We start from the raw sequence: 16993 nt of genomic DNA, 5'->3' as shown, positions 1-16993 counted from the left end.
AATTTCAAGTTAATAAGAGAGAAGTAATCATGCCAACAAACATAGAATGGACAGACTTAACAGATAATATCATCCGTGCCAAGGGAGGAGGTTGGTGGTGTCAAAAAATCTCAGAGGGATGTAAAAATTGCTATAGCGAAAAGCTGAATCAAAATTCTTTCTTTGGCGGAAACAAGCAACCCTACTCTGGACAACCACCCGAACTAGTGTTAGATACAGAAGCTATTCGGAAATGGGGATTCCAAAGAAAACCCAAAAAGCATTTCGTTTCTTCAATGACTGATGTTTTTGGTGAATGGGTTCCGCGTTTTTGGCAACATGAAATGCTGGACGGAATGTTCGTTGCTCCCAATCAAATATTTCAGATTCTCACCAAACGCCCAGAAATTATGCTGTCATCTATGGATGAATGGCTTTCTTGTCATGGACTAGACAAGTTACCTGCAAATATTTGGCCAGGAACTTCGATTGAGAATCGCCGCACTTTAGAAGAACGTAGTCAATTTCTTGCTCAGATTCCTGCTGATATCCGATTCTGGTCAGTTGAACCATTACTAGAAGATTTGGGTGATATCACTCACTACTTAAATGATGTTCAGTTAGTAATTGTTGGTGGTGAGTCTGGCCCAAATTCCAGACCATGCCACATCGAATGGATTAATTCAATTGTCCAACAATGCCAACAATCGAAAACACCCGTATTTGTGAAACAGTTGGGGGCAAATGCGAAATTTGGGGGACAGCGATTCAAAACCCGTGACAAAAAAGGGGGAAAAATTGAAGAGTTTCCTCTTCATCTGCAAGTTAGACAATTTCCGTTTGATGCGTGAATAAAGCAAAACCCCCGCCTGTAGCGCAGTGCGGGGGAAAATCAAACCCTTTGAGGTCTATAGATATGAGTTTAACAGAAAAAATGCAAAGTGATGGCTCTAACTACGGCAGAAGAAAACGCCATATTTATATCGATAGTAAGTTGGATGATCTACCACTAACAATGGAGGCATTTCGAGTTTACTCTCACCTCTGCCGTCGAGCCGGTTGTGATAATAACGCCTTCCCTTCATACAAATCTATCGGTGAAGCCTGTTTTCGTGGTTCTTTCCCTGCTTCCTCAACTGAAACTTTAAGGCAAAAAGCGATCGCAGCAGTCAGTGAATTGGTTTCGTGGAACTTAATCACTAAAACGCCCAAAACCAAGTCTAATGGTTCAGTATCTTCTAACCTATATCAACTCACAGATATTGACGACTGGTTTATTTCTCCTACTAAACAATCAAGTTTAATCAGAGGAAAAAATAGCGGTAGTAGTGGAGGAATACTAGGGGTGGTATTGGGGGGATACCAGGGTAGTAATGGGGGAATACCAGGGGTAGTAGTCGGGGAAGACCAGGGTAGTAGTGGGGGAATACCCAAAGTATATCCAGTTAAAGATTATCCAATTGAAGTCCATCCACTCAAGGATGCGCCCCTGGCTTCGCCCCTGGCTTCGCCACCCGCGCCCCCCACCCAAGAGAGTGTGTGTGAAAAAGAAGAACTTGATTTAACAACGGAAGAAATTGAACTTGAAAAACCAAGCTTAGGAGAACCAACCCCAGAAGAACCAACCTCACAACAACCCACTTCGTTGTCAAAAAATTCCGAGTCTTCGCAACAAACCGATAATCCCTCAAGAGGATCAACTATTGCGGCGGGGTCGTTCGACAAATCCGAACAATCGAATAAGCCGCAACTAACCTGTTTCTACAAGACAGCCCGGAACGTGAAAGAACTGATTGATGCCTGGCTAACAGACCCGACTGCTATGAGTGATGATTGTGTGCCCTTGCTTGTTAGAGACTCAATCAAGTGGAATCGCTGGGTTTTACCTTGGCGCAATGGAGAGCGAAAACTGAATAACCTCTACCAGAACTTCAACCCGATAGTTGTGGACTTCCTAGCACAAGAATTAGCCACTAAGTCAAAACGCTCCGCACGACAGGAAATAGATCATGCGATCGCAGTAATCAACACCTGGGAGAAAACTAAGGGTGGGTGGACGAACCTGATGCAGCGCTTAAGCCAAGCTCAGAGTGCCGAAACTCAACGCCTTGCCCAACAGAAAGCTATACAAACGGCTCATGCTGCCCCTAATGAGTTGAGGGCAGTACTACCCGAAATTAGACAAGCGCGGAGATTTACCAAAACAGAATTCAGGAGTAAGGAGTCAGAATTCAGAATTCGAGATTGTGTGAAATGTGGATGAATCATGGCTTAGACCAAGCCATTTCCATCCTCGAAATAAATTTTGCTGCTTGTTTATTCTGGCTCCTGAATTCTGGCTTCTGACTTCTGATTCGATTTTCAAAAATAGCATAGCAGGAGAAAAAGTGATGTTTTCACCAGATTTTGCCCCAGATAACGTAGTTTCAATGCCTAACCACTTACCACCCCAGGCGATTGAAGCTGAAGAAGTAGTACTTGGTGGCATTTTGTTTGACCCGGAAGCGATCGCTCGTGTGATTAAGATTTTGCAACCAGAAGATTTTTACGTCAGTTCGCACAAGAACATTTACCAAGCCGCAGTCAGATTGCACCAATCTCAGCAACCAACGGATTTATTGTTTGTTACCAGTTGGCTGGAATCTCATGGCTTGTTGCATAATGTTGGCGGAAGAAATAAACTTGCATCCTTGCTTAACTCTTGCGTGTCAGCAGTTAACATCGATGCCTTAGCAGAGTTAATTCGAGAAAAAGCGCAATTGAGAGCGGTGATCCAAACAGCTTTACAAATGGCGCGTACAGCGATGGATGCCCCCTTGACCGAAATGACTGCCACTTCAGTCATCGAAATGGGACAACAAAAACTTTTAGAGTTGCGCCAATTAACTATGCCTTGTCAGATGAAGCTAATGGCTGACATCATCCCTGACGTTTATGCCGAGATTGAATTAGCCAATAACGGTGAAGATGCGATTGAGGTCAATGTCCCAACTGGATTCTATGATTTGGATTCGGTAATTGGCGGGATGCCCTTCGGTGCTTTGACTGTTGTTGGAGGTCGCGGCGGAATCGGCAAGTCCACCTGGGCATTGGATATTGGAATTCGGGCTGCTGCTAGCGGCTTAACAACCGCTTATTTCGCTTTAGAAATGTCTGCCTCACAAATGGTCAAAAAGACCCTCGCAAGGTTGGCAGCGCCCCATGTTCCTGCTGATCTGCTTTTTAAACGCAATGCACTTCGGGAATCTCATTGGAATCCTTTGGCTCAAGCTTGTGCTGATGCGATGGCACTACCATTTTGGTTGAATGACAACCCCGTAATCACCACATCACAAATCAAAGGTGATTTGCAAGATATACAAGCTCGTTGCGGTTCAGTCAGTTTGGTGATTGTGGACTATGTGCAGTTGATTGAACCAATGCGCCGTGAACGTGGCGAAAACCGCGTGCAAGAAATCGACTCCATTTTGAAACAACTTAGGGCGATCGCTAAACAATTCAATTGCGCTGTCTTGGGTTTAGCACAGTTAAAAAGAGAAGTTGATTCACGTTCCGAAAAGCGTCCCACAAAAGCAGACTTTCGAGAATCTGGAGGATTTGAACAAGAAGCTGCTGTGATGTTGGGTTTGTATCGGGAAGATTACTACGACAAGCAGACTACCCAAAAAGGCATTTTTGAAGTTTCAGTTTTGAAAAGTCGGTTTAGTAGTGAGACGACTATTAATCTCTTGTTTGATGAACGATTTGGACAGTTTAAAAATTTGGCTAAGTCTCAATATTAAACAAATACAATAGGAGTTAACCTGAGCATTGTAAGTGTTCATACAAGTAGCACTTTAGTGATGGAATCAGCCAAAAGATATAACAATTAAAAAAGTAATTTTGGTTTAGTCTAAATCCAAAAGAGGAGAAGGTTATGATGAAGATGAATTTCTTGACCATTGACAAAGTAAACAAAATCATTGAGCTTACTAAGTTAGTTTATGGTTCAAAAACTCCCCAATCAATATCTGATATAAAATTAACAGATGCCAATACACAAGCCAAGGAACTAATCGAATTTTTGATTGAGCGTCAAACATTAAACACTCCCATAAATACATTGTCTGAATACATAAATAATCTTTCTTCGGAGGAAACAGCAGAAGCTATAGCACTGATGGTACTTGGTCGTGGAGATTCGGGGAGGCAACCATCGGATTTCCTTGAGTTAGTAAAAGAGGCTCAAGGAGTCGAAAAACATTATCTAGTTGAAAAGTCTTTATTAGCTCAATACCTACGTTCGGGATTGGAAAAACTAAATCTTCATTGAAATAAGGGAGAAATAAATTGAGTTACGATAATACTGCCAAGTACTTAGCTGAATTGTATCCAGCCGAGTTTGCCAAGTGGTTGCTACCAGATAAAGCTACAGAAGTTACAGTACTTAAAACCGAACTTTCAATAGAGCCAATCCGCGCAGATTATGTCACATTTTTGCAAACAAGTAGCCGGATTTTGCACATTGAGTTTCAGACTCTCCCCAAATCTAATCCACCGATTCCTTTGCGGGTATTAGACTATTATGTGAGATTGAAACGGCAATATAACATACCAGTAACCCAAGTCGTGATCTTCTTGCAACAAAGTAGTGACCCTATTGCATTTACTGAAGAATACACAGATGAGTTCACAAGTCACCGTTATCAAGTTATACGGTTATGGGAACAAGATTCAGCTTTGTTTCTGGATAATCCAGCACTATTGCCTCTTGCACCTTTAACTCGAACTGATTCCCCAGCAACTTTATTATCCCAAGTAGCTCAAAACATCGCTAAAATTCCAGATAGGGATGAAAGGCAGAACATTGCTGGATGTACAGAGATATTTGCAGGTTTAAGGTTCGAAAAAGATTTAATTCGTCAATTTTTACGGGAGGATATTATGCAGGAATCTGTTATCTATCAAGATATTTTGCAAAAAGGGGAACAACGTGAAGCTTTCCGCTTTTTGAATCGATTATTAAGTCGGCGTTTCGGTGAAATTGAACCATCAATTATTGAACGAGTTAGAGTATTGCCTGTTGACCAATTGGAAGCGTTAGGTGAAGCTTTCTTAGATTTTGTATCTGCTGATGAATTGCTCAATTGGTTAGACCAGCAACCAAATAATCACTAATTCATAATGGCACTTGATGGCTTGCTAACGTAATTCGTAATTAGAAATTAAATTACGAATTACTTTGACAGCCTCTGCTCTACACCAATATTAACTAACTCTAATCTGCTCACACTTCATTAATGATTAGTTGATAAATACAAAAAAGCCGGAGGGTATGGACGCAATCCTCGGCTTTCATGAATCAAAGAATATACGACTATGATTGTGTATTACATTCAATGTTTCCTGACTATTAGGGATAGGTCTTACTCTCCCAAAAGGATAAGTTTTATTTTATCAAAAGATAGAACTGAATTTTGATAGTAGAAATCGTGAATAAAATACAGAGTTTTTTAAAAAGTAATAAAAGGGATTACCGCCACAAGAAAGCAACGGAGTCCAATCAAAGCCACATCCACATCCAGCGATCGCAGCATTAGACGCATACATTCAATTACTGGAGTTTTAAAACCCATGAAAGCGCTATCCGTTCGCCAACCCTGGGCATGGGCAATCATTCACTCCACCAAAAACATAGAAAACCGAGGCTGGCCCATTCATTATCGCGGCGACATTCTGATCCACGCCGCCAAAACCTGTACCAAGAAAGAGTACCAGCTAGCGAGAGAATTTTGCCAAGGGATGGGGGTAGTAATCCCAGAGTTAATCTCTCTCCGTCGCGGTCAAGTCATCGGTATAGTCACAATAGTGGATTGCAAGTTTTCACAAGTTGCATCTGGCTGGGGAATGCCCATGCAATACCACTGGAAGCTAGAGAATCCACGCGAGATTACACCAATTCCTTACATTGGGCGATTGGGGATATTTGAAGTGCCAGATGAACTGGTCAGGAGTGCGATCGCCTTATGAAATCTGTCCTCTCGCTTTTCTCCGGCATCGGCGGACTCTGCCACCACGGAATATCAGCCGCAGGTCTATCTTACAAATTCCAAGTCCAGCAATTTGTCGAAATCTCCCCTTATTCTCAATCACAACTGCGCCATGAACAACCAGGAATTCCAATCCACGCAGATATTACCAACTACCACTGCCACCAAGGACAATTCGACATTTTGTGTGGGGGATTCCCCTGTAGCGGCACCAGTAACGCTGGAGATAAAAAAGGACTCAACGACCCCAGGTCAGGACTGTGGCGCGAAATGTTCCGCATCATCAGCCAGTGTAGACCAGCAATCGCTCTCATCGAAAACCCAACAGGGCTACTCTCTAGAGGAATGGCAACAGTCCTCGAAGACCTTTCCCAAATCCGGTACGTATGTGAGTGGGAAACTATATCCGCGTACTGCCTCGGCTTGCCACATGAAAGAGAAAGAGTCTTTATCATTGCCTACGCCGATGGCTTATTCCACCGTCAACAGCCAACCGCCTGGGCAGACCAAATTGGAAATCAGATTACGCAAGTACGGCTCTCTCATGAAGACCGAAGCTATCAACCCGGCATTCGTGAGGTGGCTTTTGGGATTCCCGTTGGAGTAGCCAAGGGAATCAAGGGCAATTATGATGCCCGTCGCGCTTATGGATTGAGTTGTTCTCCACGACAGTCCGCCGTTTCCTGGAAACGAATTGATTACTTGTGGGGTCTTCTCGCTCATAATGAGGCATAAGCATGATTAACCTTGTCACAACCTAGAAAGATAGTTGATATCTTTCGCCTTCTTCAAATGCGATCGCCCATCGCACGAGCGATCAGCTACGATTTAGAGAGGCAGTGGGTATGGCAATATACCCATAAGCACTTGGGTACTTGAGTAGTGATGCAACCAGCGCTCCTTATTGTTCAAAGTCGTCAAACATTAATTTCCCTATCAGCACGAGTGTATAATCTATCAAAATTAGAGTTAGATTATACTAAGTCAGTCTGAATCTTCGCTCTCTTCAATTTGGGGTTTTGTAGTCTTACTGGAATTCAGCTGCAACAAACAAGTTATGGATGTAGGAATAATGCCAGTAGCTAAAGGTATATAACTAGAGTCCATAACGGCTAAACCAAGCGGTAGCAATGTAAGAGCTACCAAATAAATATTCAAAAAAACTTTATTCATGACGATAATCTAATCCGATACCGCATGGATTACAAATTGAAGGAGGCAGGTATGCTGGAGGAGCTTTGCTCAGTAGGGGATTCGCTCCCTACTGAGAAAGGAGCCATGCTCGACTGCCGTAAGAAAGGGGAAGTTGAGGCAACAATCGGGGTCTTAAACCCAAGACCCGTCGTCTATCGCTTTACTGAAACAGATAGCGCCACGGAGAGCGAGTCCACATACTCCTACAGAGATTTAGCTAGCAAGATCGTCTCTTAGAGAGCGTCGGGCACTTTCCCTCTCTCTTGAACTATTCACTGACTCCTACCTGACTCGATAATGTCGATAGACAATTAATGAGAAGACTCATAAATGATGGCAACTGCAAATAAGCAGAAGATAAACACTGCGATGCGTCCAAGCCACTCCCATAGGCTTGGAGATAATAGCATTTGAACAATTGTGTCAACTCCAAAAACTTGAGAGATGACATACGCGATCACGAAACCAAACAGACTCAGCAGAAAAAATTTCAGCACCTTACAAGCTGAGTTGAATAAGAATTTACCGTCGTCAGTTAGATGATGTTTCATGGTTTTTCCCTTTTTGAAGAGTGAAATTTGGGGATAAATACACCTTCGCTTACAACAAACTATTGACAAATGCAACAGTCCTATATGTTGTATGTAACTTCCAACAAAAAAGCTAGTTCATGTGGGTTTCCACTTGAACCAGCATGTGATTAGTATCTAATCCTCAAGGCTAGTTGGATATTAACGAGTAGATGTTTAATTGTTAGTAAGTGTCAGCTGTACCAGCTGCTCTAAATGAAGTGTGTAAAAACTAGGAGGACAGAATTTATTTTTCCTTCACCACTAAAAAACTATTAGCGAGTCTTTATTCGCTGCCCTCTATAAAATATTTCGACTTTGCCAATAAATGATCTAGAGTCGGGGAATTCCACTCTAACAATCCCAAAACCACTGATTATTGCCACAACAATAACCCTGGAACGAAAAAAATCAATCGCGCTATTAGGAGGTTGCTGCGACAACAAAGTGGTCATCCCCAAGGGTGATGGGGTAAGACCGTACTCCTTAGCTACATCAATTAGCTCCTCATAAGGACAGGTGATTGAATGTCTATTCGGAAAAGTAATTCTTTGGTTATCTTTCCCAACTCTTTTGAGAGAAGCATAATATGGACTTTCTGTCCCAATAAACCTGGGCAGACTGTCTAGGCACTCTCTTAGTGAAAATCCCGTAAAGTCATGATGAGTCATAGGTCTACTCCTGCTAGAGCGACTATGACTCGCTCTTTTGGCTTATAAGTACATTAACTTACTATGATTTATTTTGCAAGTATGTTTACTTATTTTTAGCTATTGTCTATTTATTTTTATTTAAAGCTTTTACATAAAACTGCTATGTTGTTTTATTAAGGCTATAATTGCTAGAATGTATGTACCTAACTGTAACAGCAATGGCAAAACCCTCTTTGAAAGCATCTCCAAAAGGACTCCAGCAAGCACATGAGGCTTTTACCAAGCGAGAATTCACGCAAGAGTCTCTAGCTGCTCAACTGGGTTGCAATCGTTCTGTTATCAGTAAGTTTTTTAACGGCGAGAACGTTTGGGAAAAGTACTTTACCGCCATTTGTGAAGCGTTAGAAATTGATTACCAAGAGATTGTGTATGGATATTTGGCACCTTCAGCTCAAGATTTAGTTGGAAAGGTGCGTACTCAGATAAAAGAACTAACCCAAGAGTTGTGCGGAACGATGCGTATATTAGATATGACGCAACCGATTGAGTTGAGTCAAATCTATACCGATGTGAATATTTTGGAGAAGCTAATAGCACTCCGACGTAAAACAATTGATGAATTACTTAAAGAATGTGGATATGAGGATTTTGACAGATTTGGGTTAGGTAAAGTTGTAGAAAAGCGGGTTCTTGGCGTAAAAGCAGTTGAAAAATATAAGAAATTAATTGTACTAGGAAAGCCAGGAGCTGGTAAAACTACCTTCTTAAGATATCTAGCAGTTCAGTGCAATCAAGGTAGTTTTCAACCTCACCTTGTACCTATTTTTATCCCTTTAAAATATTTTGCGGAAGATCCAACTCAACCTAGTTTATTAGAATATATTAGGCAGCAGTACTCTGGGTGTGATGTAACGGAAGAAGAGCTTGTCGAATTATTTAAACAGGGTTCTGCTCTGATTTTACTGGACGGATTAGATGAAGTTAGCGCCGAATATCAAGAGCATACTTTAAAAGAAGTTAGAAGTTTTTCTCGGATATATTTTGACAATCATTTTGTTATTGCTTGTCGAATTGCGGCATGGGAGTATACCTTTGATAAATTCACAGAAGTAGAGATAGCTGATTTTGATAATAAACAAATTAATGAATTTGCCAACAATTGGTTCAAAAATAAATCAGTCAAATCAGAGAAGTTTATTAAGTACTTAAATAAGAATAATCGTATCTATCAATTAGCCGTCACTCCTCTGTTGCTAACTCTTCTATGCTTAGTATTTGAAGAATCTGCTAGTCTACCAAATAGTCGTTCGGAAAGTTATCATGAAGGATTAGATGTTTTACTAAAAAAATGGGATGCCAAACGTGGAATTCATCGAGATCAAATTTATCAAAAATTATCACTTCCACGCAAAAAAGATTTACTCCGTCAAATTGCTTACAGTACTTTTGAAAAGGAGAAGTATTTTTTTACCCCATTAGAAGTCAAGCTCATTCTGAAAAAATATATCGAGAAAATATCAAATTTTGATAGTGAGTCAAATATTTCACAGGGTGATATTGAAGAGCTTTTGAAAGCTATGGAAGCTCAACATGGGATTATAATTGAGCGAGCTAAAGGTATTTATTCATTTTCTCACCTCACTTTTCATGAGTATTTTGTTGCTAAAAGAATTGTTAGCTTAATCCCACAAACATCAGATGAAGAATTACATCAGGATGAGGATTTTAAAAATAATGATAAATTCCCAGATTCGGAAGCTGATAACAAATTAATAAATAATCAGAAATTACAAAAAGATCACGAAGAGTTACAAAAGCTAGTTAAACATCTAAAAGACCGTAAATGGAGGGAGATTTTCCTTTTAGTAGCAGAGATATTATTAGATGCTAGTAACCTTTTTAGATTGATGAAGGAGAAAGCCGAGCAAATCTTAGAAGGGAAAGATAATCTACAGAAATATCTGAAGCTTGTAAATAAAAAGTCTCAATCGCTACTTCAACTATTTCAGATAAAAGATAATCTAGAAGCAAAGAAATTTTCTGCTGCTATTCGTGCATTTTATTTTGACATTGATTATGACATCGACCCAGATAGACAGCTTTGCTTTTTGTTGGAACCACGAACAAAGTACTTAACTTGTGGTAATTGTTTTACTCGTATACTTAAAGATATTAATAGCTTGGAAGAAGGTATTATTCATGCTAAAAAATATGACGACATGACTGATGAAGCAAGTATAAAAGTAATTAATGCAGCTTCTGCTGATGAAATTATGAAAATTGCTGTTAATTATGGTATAAAATCTAAAAAAATACGCCAAGATAATCGAGAAGAACTAGAGAGGATAATGAGTGATTTTTTTGAAGTAAATAATACTATGCAAGAAAATGAAGAGAGATTAAAGCACGGTGCAGATAAAGTCAGAGAAGTCGCAAGTAAAAAACTATTAAGTGATCAATTGTTAGGAGTTAGTTTTAAAGATTTTAACGAAGAAGATCAACAAAGCCTTAAAGATTATTATTATGTAAATAAGCTGCTAATAGACTGTTTAATTCAAACAGATTGCGTTGTTACTTTTCAAGTGCGTGAAGAAATTTTGGAAACATTATTTTTACCAAAAGTTCTATGAAATTTGTCTATTCTTTGATTGACAAATTAGGTTTTACATATTTCTTTGCTTGCCAAAAACTCTTCCTTCATTGATATTAACCTTAAGAAAATTCTCTAACTTAAATGCTATTAAATTCATCAACTGACCGAGTAATTAACTTAAAACCTTCTTCTAGAACTCCTCAATCTACAGAAAAAGCACGTACATTATCAGAAAAAATTGTCTATCTTCTTTCTAATACTCACCAGATGCTTCCAGAAGCTGAGATAATCCTTAACACCTTATATCAAGATTTGCCAATAATTTTGCATTCAGCATTTACTGATGAAGAATCTGTAGCACTTTTGGAAGTTCATAAAAGTCTTTATAATATCTATGAAGTAAGTCTTAGCCACCCCTTATCACCAATTTGTATACACGAACATAGCCCTTGGCTATTAACAATTCGTAATCAAATTGAAAATGCATGGCTTAATTATGAACTGCCACGTATTCAAAAACAATTACCATCTCCGTCTGAAGCAAAACACCCAAAATTACTTCGTGATTGGTTTGTTCAACAGGCACACACAGAATCGGATCTCGATAAATGCTTGTTAAACTTTTTAAAAAACCAAGCATCTATTGAGCAATTCAATATATTTATACTCTCAGATGCGACTTTAAACTATCGTTTTTGCGATGCCTTAGCTTTAGCACAACTCCACTTTTCAGAGACAGTGAAAGCTGAAATCGTTCATAATATGTGGGATGAATGTGGTCATGGAGTAGCAGAGAAGTCACACGGTAGGCAGTTCACGCAGATGCTTGCTTCCCTTGGTCTAGAGCAACCAACACTCCCTATTTGGGAAGACTGGCGACCCTACGCAGGTCACAACCTGTACTTTTGCTTCGGTTTGAACCGGAGACACTATTTTAAGGGAATTGGAAGTTTAGGAATGCCCGAAATTTTCGACCCAAATCGTAATCGTTCAGTTGTTGCTGGTTTAGAACGCCTATATTCGGATGCACGGGTAAAATGCGAATATTTTTACGACCATATAGAAGTAGATGAGAAACATGGTTTAGGCTGGCTGAACAATGCGATCGTCCCAATCGTTGAAGTAGAACCAGAAGCAGGATTGGAACTGGCTATAGGAGGTGCGCTTCGCATGGAAGTCATGAGGCGCTACAACCAGTATCTGGCAGTCAGGTTAGGGGTATGAGAATCATTTGAATTATTACCAGGTTAAGCTCAAAAGTCTTATTGTGTAAGGATTTTTTCACCTATTTGCCGACCATTGGTCGGCAAATATTTTTCGATATGCGAACCGACCATCATAGCTATTGTTAAATCCATATCTACAGCAGGCGATTCGGCATCGTACTCTGCTCTTGTCCCTCAAAAGCAATCCACGCCCATACAACTTTTTGGCAAAATGTCTCTGATTCGCTGATCACTTCTTGTATTCTGAGATATCCGTTCTTTGTGCAAAGCTAAATGATTCCTATAGATATGAAACGACTCATCAAAAAAAACCCTAACCCAGTTCGCAAGAAAGCAGAAGTAACCCCACCACCGATTGAACCCATTGAGATTCCTGAGAGCCAAAATATTCTTGAAACAGTAATTGAACCAAATTCACCTGTGTACATTGAAGACTACGCTTCCGAATCCGAATACATTTCTGAACACTATCGCCCCCTCCGCTCCGTGGGTAACTCCGGGTGGCAACCGTCTGATGTATGGCGCGAGTTGAGGGTTGATGATTTCTGTCGGTGAGCAGCATCTAAAACTTGTGTAATACTACTACAGGTACATCCAAGTTTCTGTTGATAAATGCTATTGTCTAGCATGACAGAGTTTTAAGAACAGCCTTTATGGATTCACTATTCTTCAAATTAACTGTGAGGTTCGGAATAGTCAAAGTCAAGAAGCCTGCTAAACTCAGCCGAATATTCATCAAATTGACGGTATTTTGAGTAACATCAAACATAATGCCTGCTAGAGTATTCCCAAAAACTGAAATTGTTCCTAAACCACTACCGCTACCAGATTTTATATCGATACTCAGGGCATCAACATCAATACTCAACAGATTCCCTAAACTCAGGTCAAAGTTTTTAAAAGTAGTATTGGTTTACTTGTATCGGGTTTATCGGCTCGAACAGATTTTTCAAAAGCCGTTGCTAAAATATTTAAGTCAAGTTTTTCTTGATTTTGGTTAAGAGCTAAATAAGCTCCATACCGAACTAGCTTCATTATATGAGCAACGACTCCATCTGAAGCGTAGTAAAGCCTTCTTGCTGTATATACTTCGGATAAATTTGAAGCTTGAGTTAGAGGAAGCTTTGACTCTAATAAATGTAGAAAAGTCCGAAATTCTGCACCACCATCTGCCTGCCATCCAAAAGACGAGAGATAATGACGGTTAGCAAAGCGGCGACTGAGTTGAGAATGAGATTTAAGTTTAAGAACTTCTTCAGCTTCAGGCAAATCTGGAGGGACTAGACAGTTAATTAGAGGTAGGCGCAGTTACAAAACATCTTACACTTTAAACAGCGATAAATATGGCTCAGTTACTTTTCAAGTGTGGATAGTTTGTACATATAAAAATGGTAAAAGGCGAACGCATGGACGCGAATTCTTTATTTATGTAGTCTATAAAGTCCAGTTATCTTTACAGCTTATACATGATGACTATCGTCTTCGTTTTGGAATTGAGAGTAGCTACCGAATGAAAAACTAATGCCGAATTAAAACTACTATTAAAAATCCCACCATTCGCTTCCTATTTGTAGCTTTGGCATTTTTAATTATTAATATCTGGATTTATCTAGTCTGGCATTATCTCAGCCGTTTAAAAAGAAGTACTAGACAAGTTTTCTCTCATCTATTTACCCTCAAACAGATGCTTGAGTTTCTACGTCAAGCAGTAGACCGCAACTATGGGATAGCTTGCGAAGTTTGTTTACCGTCCGGCTGATTTTGGTTGGTCTTCGGGACTTATTTATAAGTTGAGCTTATACTTTATCCAAGGTAATCCGCTTTTTTACATTCCTCAAAAAACTATATCATACACTACTATTTTTTAGCGATCGCAGAACTTTTCGGTCTACTGATATTGGGCTATATGGACACAATTGGGTCAATTTTACAGAAAGTCACGATGAGTTAGTGACTGAATTATTGAGATTAAATCCTAATAAACGGAAGTACTACCAACAAGGAGAGAGGGCTATGAGGCTTATTCTATCTGCATCTTAGCCCTTTTTGTCCCCCCGTAAGGATAAAGAGTTACGTCATCAGCGCATTCAGCAGGACCATAAGCATTCATCATGGGAATATGAGAATAATAGTCGAACCACCAATCTTGGAGATTAGTCTCAAAAGCTTCGCCAGTTACTAATAACCAACGCAGTTTACAGAGGTGTGGGATCTGAGGCTGAGATCGCTCAACCTCTTCAAGCAACATTTTTAAGAGTGAGGGAACTATTTGGAGGACAGAGATTGCTTGACGCTCAATCTGTTCGAGCAGTTGGACTGGTTCGCGCACAATTTCATACTTAAAAACGTGTACTCTACCACCAATTAGCAGTAAAGTCAGGATTTGCCAAATAGAGATATCGAAGCTAATCGGTGCTGTCTGGGCGATCGCATCGGTTTCCTTGAGGTCAAGGTTAGCAATCATGGCATAGAGATGATTGAGTAACCCCAAGTGTTCAATGAGAACACCTTTGGGTTGTCCTGTTGAGCCTGAAGTATAAATCGCGTAGGCTAGGTTGTGAGGCTGACTCTGGCAAATCGGAGGTGTCTTTTGCTGTGGAGACAACAGGCGATCGTCATCAATATAAACAATCTGAGTTTGGTGTTTCGGCAATAGATCGGCTAATTTCCTTTGAGTAAGCAATACTGCTACTGAGGCATCTGCCAAGATATAAGCCAGTCGTTCTTGGGGATAAGTTGGCTCAAGGGGAACATAAACACCACCCGCTTTAAAAATTCCCAGGATTCCAACTACCATATCGAGCGATCGTTCAACGCACAATCCTACTAAAACTTCTGCACCAACACCAATTGTTTGCAAGTAATGGGCAAGTTGATTAGCTTGGAGATCGAGTTCTTGGTAAGTTAAATGCTGATTGTCAAAGACGACAGCAGTCGCTTCAGGGGTGCGCTGGACTTGTTGCTCGAAGAGTTGGTGAAAACAGTAATCCTTTGGGTACGGAGTAGCCGTATTATTCCACTCAACCAGCATCAAATGTAGTTCAGATGGTGTCAGTAAAGGCAATTCACCAATACCTTGAGCAGGGTTGACTACAATTGCTTCCAGTAAGGTTTGGAAATGTCCTGTCATCCGAGTAATGGTGTCTGCTGCAAATAAATCGGTGCTGTATTCCCAGGAACCAACTAGAGTTGTAGCAGTTTCTTCAAAGGTTAACGTCAAATCGAATAGGGCAGTGCTGACTTGAGGCTGTAAAGGTGTCAGAGTTAACCCAGGTAATTTTAAGGGGGCGATGGAAGTATTTTGGAGAACGAACATCACCTGAAATAGGGGAGTATGACTCAAGTTACGCTCAGGCTGTAGTGCTTCTACAACTTTTTCAAAAGGAATTTGTTGATGGGCATAAGCTTCTAAGGTAGTTTCTCGGACTTGCGCTAAAAGCTGGGTAAAACTCGGATTATTTTCTAAGTAAGTTCGCAGAACTATTGTGTTTACTAAGCAACCGATCAGATGCTGGGTTTCAGTGCGATCGCGATTAGCAATGGGGGAACCGATGGCAATATCTTCCTGTCCACTGTAGCGGTAGAGCAATACGGCAAATGCTGCTAGCAGCGTCATGAAGAGAGTTGTACCAGCATTCTGGCACAACTGTCGCAGTTGTTGAGTTAATGTTGGGTTTAGGCTAAAGGCTAGGGTTTGTCCTTGGTTAGTTTGGACTGGTGGACGCGGGCGATCGCTCGGTAATTGCAGCAGAGACGGTATGCCAGCAAGTTGCTGTTTCCAGTAATTTAATTGTTTTTCGAGAACATCACCCTGTAAATATTGCCGTTGCCAGAGAGCATAGTCTGCATACTGGATCGGTAACTCTGGCAAAATTGGCTCTATTCCTTGTCTGTAATCTTGGTAAAAGGTAAATAGTTCCTGAATAAAAATCCCAATTGACCAACCATCATTAATTATGTGATGTATTGTCGTCAAGATAATATAATCTATTGTTCCTAGCTGGAGAATCATGACTCGCAGCAGAGGTGCTTGGGCAAAATCGAAGGGATGTTGGGAATGTTCGGCAGCTAAACGGTTAACTTCAGCAGTTTGCTCCGATACCGAGTGATGACGCAGGTCGATGCGGGATAGGGTAATTGGTCGATGGGCATGAATAACTTGTTGGGGTTCGCCGTTTTCTGTAGTGAAGTTAGTCCGCAAGATTTCGTGGCGTTCAATGACGCTATTAATGCTTTGTTCAAGTGCTGCAATATCTAAGTGTCCCGATAGTTTGAGACTAAACAAACTGTTGTAGGCTGGATTAGCTGGTTCTAGTAAATTGAAAAACCACAATCGCTCCTGAGCAAAGGAAAGCAATAAGGTAGCTTCAGGCGATCGCTTTGGAATAGTTAGCGTTTTCGCGGGACTAACTAACTCTCCCCGCAGACGTTTTTCCAGCAAGGCTCGTTTTGCCGCAGAAAGTTGTGATTTTCGATTTGAGAAAGATTGTGGTGGAATTTCCATACTAGAATCGGTTGCGCCTAACTTTTCGTTTTTAATCAGGGAATGGGGAATAAAAGTGTACTGAGTTTTTTTCAAAAATCAAATATGAGTCTTAAAGAACCATATTTATTTCAATACGCTTGGGTTAAGACTAAAACTCTTTATCAAAGTCAAATTTTTAACGAACCACAGAGGAAACAGAGAGAAGAGAAAAAATGCTTAAACCAAGCGTATTGATATTTATTTATGAAAATAAATAAATTTAGT

The 16993-nt window shown here is 40.3% G+C and carries 18 protein-coding genes and 1 pseudogene; 12 read left to right on the top strand and 7 right to left on the bottom strand.

The window, feature by feature from the left end; all coding sequences use genetic code 11:
• The first annotated feature begins 29 nt into the window (after positions 1-29).
• From FD723_RS36480 to FD723_RS36460, 5 genes are all read left to right on the top strand, one after another.
• Positions 30-830, top strand: a complete 801-nt coding sequence (locus FD723_RS36480) for a DUF5131 family protein (RefSeq protein WP_179070083.1) — start codon at positions 30-32, stop codon at positions 828-830.
• A 65-nt stretch (positions 831-895) separates the two neighbouring features.
• Complete coding sequence (locus FD723_RS36475) at positions 896-2242, top strand: hypothetical protein (RefSeq protein WP_179070082.1); 1347 nt, start codon at positions 896-898, stop codon at positions 2240-2242.
• A gap of 127 nt (positions 2243-2369) precedes the next feature.
• Positions 2370-3761, top strand: a complete 1392-nt coding sequence (locus FD723_RS36470) for a DnaB-like helicase C-terminal domain-containing protein (protein WP_179070081.1) — start codon at positions 2370-2372, stop codon at positions 3759-3761.
• A 134-nt stretch (positions 3762-3895) separates the two neighbouring features.
• Positions 3896-4291, top strand: a complete 396-nt coding sequence (locus tag FD723_RS36465) for a DUF3775 domain-containing protein (protein ID WP_179070080.1) — start codon at positions 3896-3898, stop codon at positions 4289-4291.
• 17 nt (positions 4292-4308) lie between these two features.
• Positions 4309-5136, top strand: coding sequence for a DUF4351 domain-containing protein (locus FD723_RS36460; RefSeq protein WP_179070079.1), 828 nt, complete (start codon positions 4309-4311; stop codon positions 5134-5136).
• A gap of 335 nt (positions 5137-5471) precedes the next feature.
• On the opposite strand, the gene FD723_RS43575 is transcribed toward FD723_RS36460, so the two are convergent.
• Positions 5472-5594: a hypothetical protein gene (locus FD723_RS43575; protein WP_256875381.1), complete on the bottom strand. Its 123-nt coding sequence runs from the start codon at positions 5592-5594 to the stop codon at positions 5472-5474.
• Between FD723_RS43575 and FD723_RS36455 the strand changes: the two genes are divergently transcribed.
• From FD723_RS36455 to FD723_RS43570, 3 genes are read left to right on the top strand one after another with little or no spacing between them, the layout of a single operon-like run.
• Positions 5593-5988, top strand: a complete 396-nt coding sequence (locus tag FD723_RS36455) for an ASCH domain-containing protein (RefSeq protein WP_179070078.1) — start codon at positions 5593-5595, stop codon at positions 5986-5988. The genes FD723_RS43575 and FD723_RS36455 overlap by 2 nt on opposite strands.
• Positions 5985-6743 carry a DNA cytosine methyltransferase gene (locus FD723_RS36450; protein ID WP_179070077.1) on the top strand — a complete coding sequence of 253 codons (759 nt, stop codon included), beginning with the start codon at positions 5985-5987 and terminating at the stop codon, positions 6741-6743. The genes FD723_RS36455 and FD723_RS36450 overlap by 4 nt, the downstream gene beginning before the upstream one ends.
• Positions 6744-6755: 12 nt before the next feature.
• The gene (locus tag FD723_RS43570; RefSeq protein WP_256875380.1) at positions 6756-6887 is read left to right on the top strand and encodes a hypothetical protein; all 132 of its coding nucleotides are present in this window, start codon (positions 6756-6758) and stop codon (positions 6885-6887) included.
• Positions 6888-6992: 105 nt separating this feature from the next.
• On the opposite strand, the gene FD723_RS36445 is transcribed toward FD723_RS43570, so the two are convergent.
• The 3 genes from FD723_RS36445 to FD723_RS36435 all read right to left on the bottom strand — a co-directional run bounded on the left by FD723_RS36445 (position 6993) and on the right by FD723_RS36435 (position 8442).
• Positions 6993-7181, bottom strand: a complete 189-nt coding sequence (locus FD723_RS36445; RefSeq protein ID WP_179070076.1) for a hypothetical protein — start codon at positions 7179-7181, stop codon at positions 6993-6995.
• Between the two features lie 332 nt (positions 7182-7513).
• Positions 7514-7753: a hypothetical protein gene (locus FD723_RS36440; protein WP_179070075.1), complete on the bottom strand. Its 240-nt coding sequence runs from the start codon at positions 7751-7753 to the stop codon at positions 7514-7516.
• Between the two features lie 293 nt (positions 7754-8046).
• Positions 8047-8442, bottom strand: a complete 396-nt coding sequence (locus FD723_RS36435) for a hypothetical protein (RefSeq protein ID WP_179070074.1) — start codon at positions 8440-8442, stop codon at positions 8047-8049.
• Positions 8443-8642: 200 nt separating this feature from the next.
• Here FD723_RS36435 and FD723_RS36430 point away from each other — a divergent pair, with 200 nt between their 5' ends.
• The 3 genes from FD723_RS36430 (at position 8643) to FD723_RS36420 (ending at position 12798) form a co-directional block, all read left to right on the top strand.
• Positions 8643-11054: an NACHT domain-containing NTPase gene (locus tag FD723_RS36430; protein WP_179070073.1), complete on the top strand. Its 2412-nt coding sequence runs from the start codon at positions 8643-8645 to the stop codon at positions 11052-11054.
• A gap of 104 nt (positions 11055-11158) precedes the next feature.
• Positions 11159-12241 (top strand): iron-containing redox enzyme family protein, encoded by a 1083-nt coding sequence (locus FD723_RS36425; protein ID WP_179070072.1) that lies wholly within the window; start codon positions 11159-11161, stop codon positions 12239-12241.
• Between the two features lie 290 nt (positions 12242-12531).
• Complete coding sequence (locus FD723_RS36420; RefSeq protein ID WP_256875379.1) at positions 12532-12798, top strand: hypothetical protein; 267 nt, start codon at positions 12532-12534, stop codon at positions 12796-12798.
• 67 nt (positions 12799-12865) lie between these two features.
• On the opposite strand, the gene FD723_RS36415 is transcribed toward FD723_RS36420, so the two are convergent.
• Together FD723_RS36415 and FD723_RS36410 are read right to left on the bottom strand one after the other, a co-directional pair.
• Entirely contained in the window at positions 12866-13111 is a 246-nt protein-coding gene (locus FD723_RS36415) for a hypothetical protein (RefSeq protein ID WP_179070071.1), read from the bottom strand.
• 14 nt (positions 13112-13125) lie between these two features.
• A complete protein-coding gene (locus tag FD723_RS36410) occupies positions 13126-13512 on the bottom strand; it encodes a hypothetical protein (RefSeq protein WP_179070070.1) in 387 nt (128 codons plus the stop codon).
• Between the two features lie 618 nt (positions 13513-14130).
• Here FD723_RS36410 and FD723_RS36405 point away from each other — a divergent pair.
• A pseudogene (locus tag FD723_RS36405) lies at positions 14131-14283 on the top strand (IS4 family transposase); the annotation flags it as partial.
• On the opposite strand, the gene FD723_RS36400 reads toward FD723_RS36405, so the two are convergent.
• Positions 14264-16822: a condensation domain-containing protein gene (locus FD723_RS36400; RefSeq protein ID WP_179070069.1), complete on the bottom strand. Its 2559-nt coding sequence runs from the start codon at positions 16820-16822 to the stop codon at positions 14264-14266. The pseudogene FD723_RS36405 and the gene FD723_RS36400 sit on opposite strands and share 20 nt — an antisense overlap.
• Between the last annotated feature and the right edge of the window lie 171 nt (positions 16823-16993).

This window comes from Nostoc sp. C052 (assembly GCF_013393905.1).
Lineage (GTDB): Bacteria > Cyanobacteriota > Cyanobacteriia > Cyanobacteriales > Nostocaceae > Nostoc.
Note: the sequence above shows the minus strand (reverse complement) of the source record. Positions and strands in the feature narration are given on the sequence as shown.

Bases quoted from the DNA above. Each gene is read 5' to 3' on its own strand.
- FD723_RS36470 (WP_179070081.1), top strand. From the start codon at position 2,370: ATGTTTTCACCAGATTTTGCCCCAGATAACGTAGTTTCAATGCCTAAC.
- FD723_RS36445 (WP_179070076.1), bottom strand. From the start codon at position 7,181: ATGAATAAAGTTTTTTTGAATATTTATTTGGTAGCTCTTACATTGCTA.
- FD723_RS36440 (WP_179070075.1), bottom strand. From the start codon at position 7,753: ATGAAACATCATCTAACTGACGACGGTAAATTCTTATTCAACTCAGCT.
- FD723_RS36425 (WP_179070072.1), top strand. From the start codon at position 11,159: ATGCTATTAAATTCATCAACTGACCGAGTAATTAACTTAAAACCTTCT.
- FD723_RS36475 (WP_179070082.1), top strand. From the start codon at position 896: ATGAGTTTAACAGAAAAAATGCAAAGTGATGGCTCTAACTACGGCAGA.
- FD723_RS36435 (WP_179070074.1), bottom strand. From the start codon at position 8,442: ATGACTCATCATGACTTTACGGGATTTTCACTAAGAGAGTGCCTAGAC.
- FD723_RS36420 (WP_256875379.1), top strand. From the start codon at position 12,532: ATGAAACGACTCATCAAAAAAAACCCTAACCCAGTTCGCAAGAAAGCA.
- FD723_RS36450 (WP_179070077.1), top strand. From the start codon at position 5,985: ATGAAATCTGTCCTCTCGCTTTTCTCCGGCATCGGCGGACTCTGCCAC.
- FD723_RS36480 (WP_179070083.1), top strand. From the start codon at position 30: ATGCCAACAAACATAGAATGGACAGACTTAACAGATAATATCATCCGT.
- FD723_RS36455 (WP_179070078.1), top strand. From the start codon at position 5,593: ATGAAAGCGCTATCCGTTCGCCAACCCTGGGCATGGGCAATCATTCAC.
- FD723_RS36465 (WP_179070080.1), top strand. From the start codon at position 3,896: ATGATGAAGATGAATTTCTTGACCATTGACAAAGTAAACAAAATCATT.
- FD723_RS36430 (WP_179070073.1), top strand. From the start codon at position 8,643: ATGGCAAAACCCTCTTTGAAAGCATCTCCAAAAGGACTCCAGCAAGCA.
- FD723_RS43575 (WP_256875381.1), bottom strand. From the start codon at position 5,594: ATGGGTTTTAAAACTCCAGTAATTGAATGTATGCGTCTAATGCTGCGA.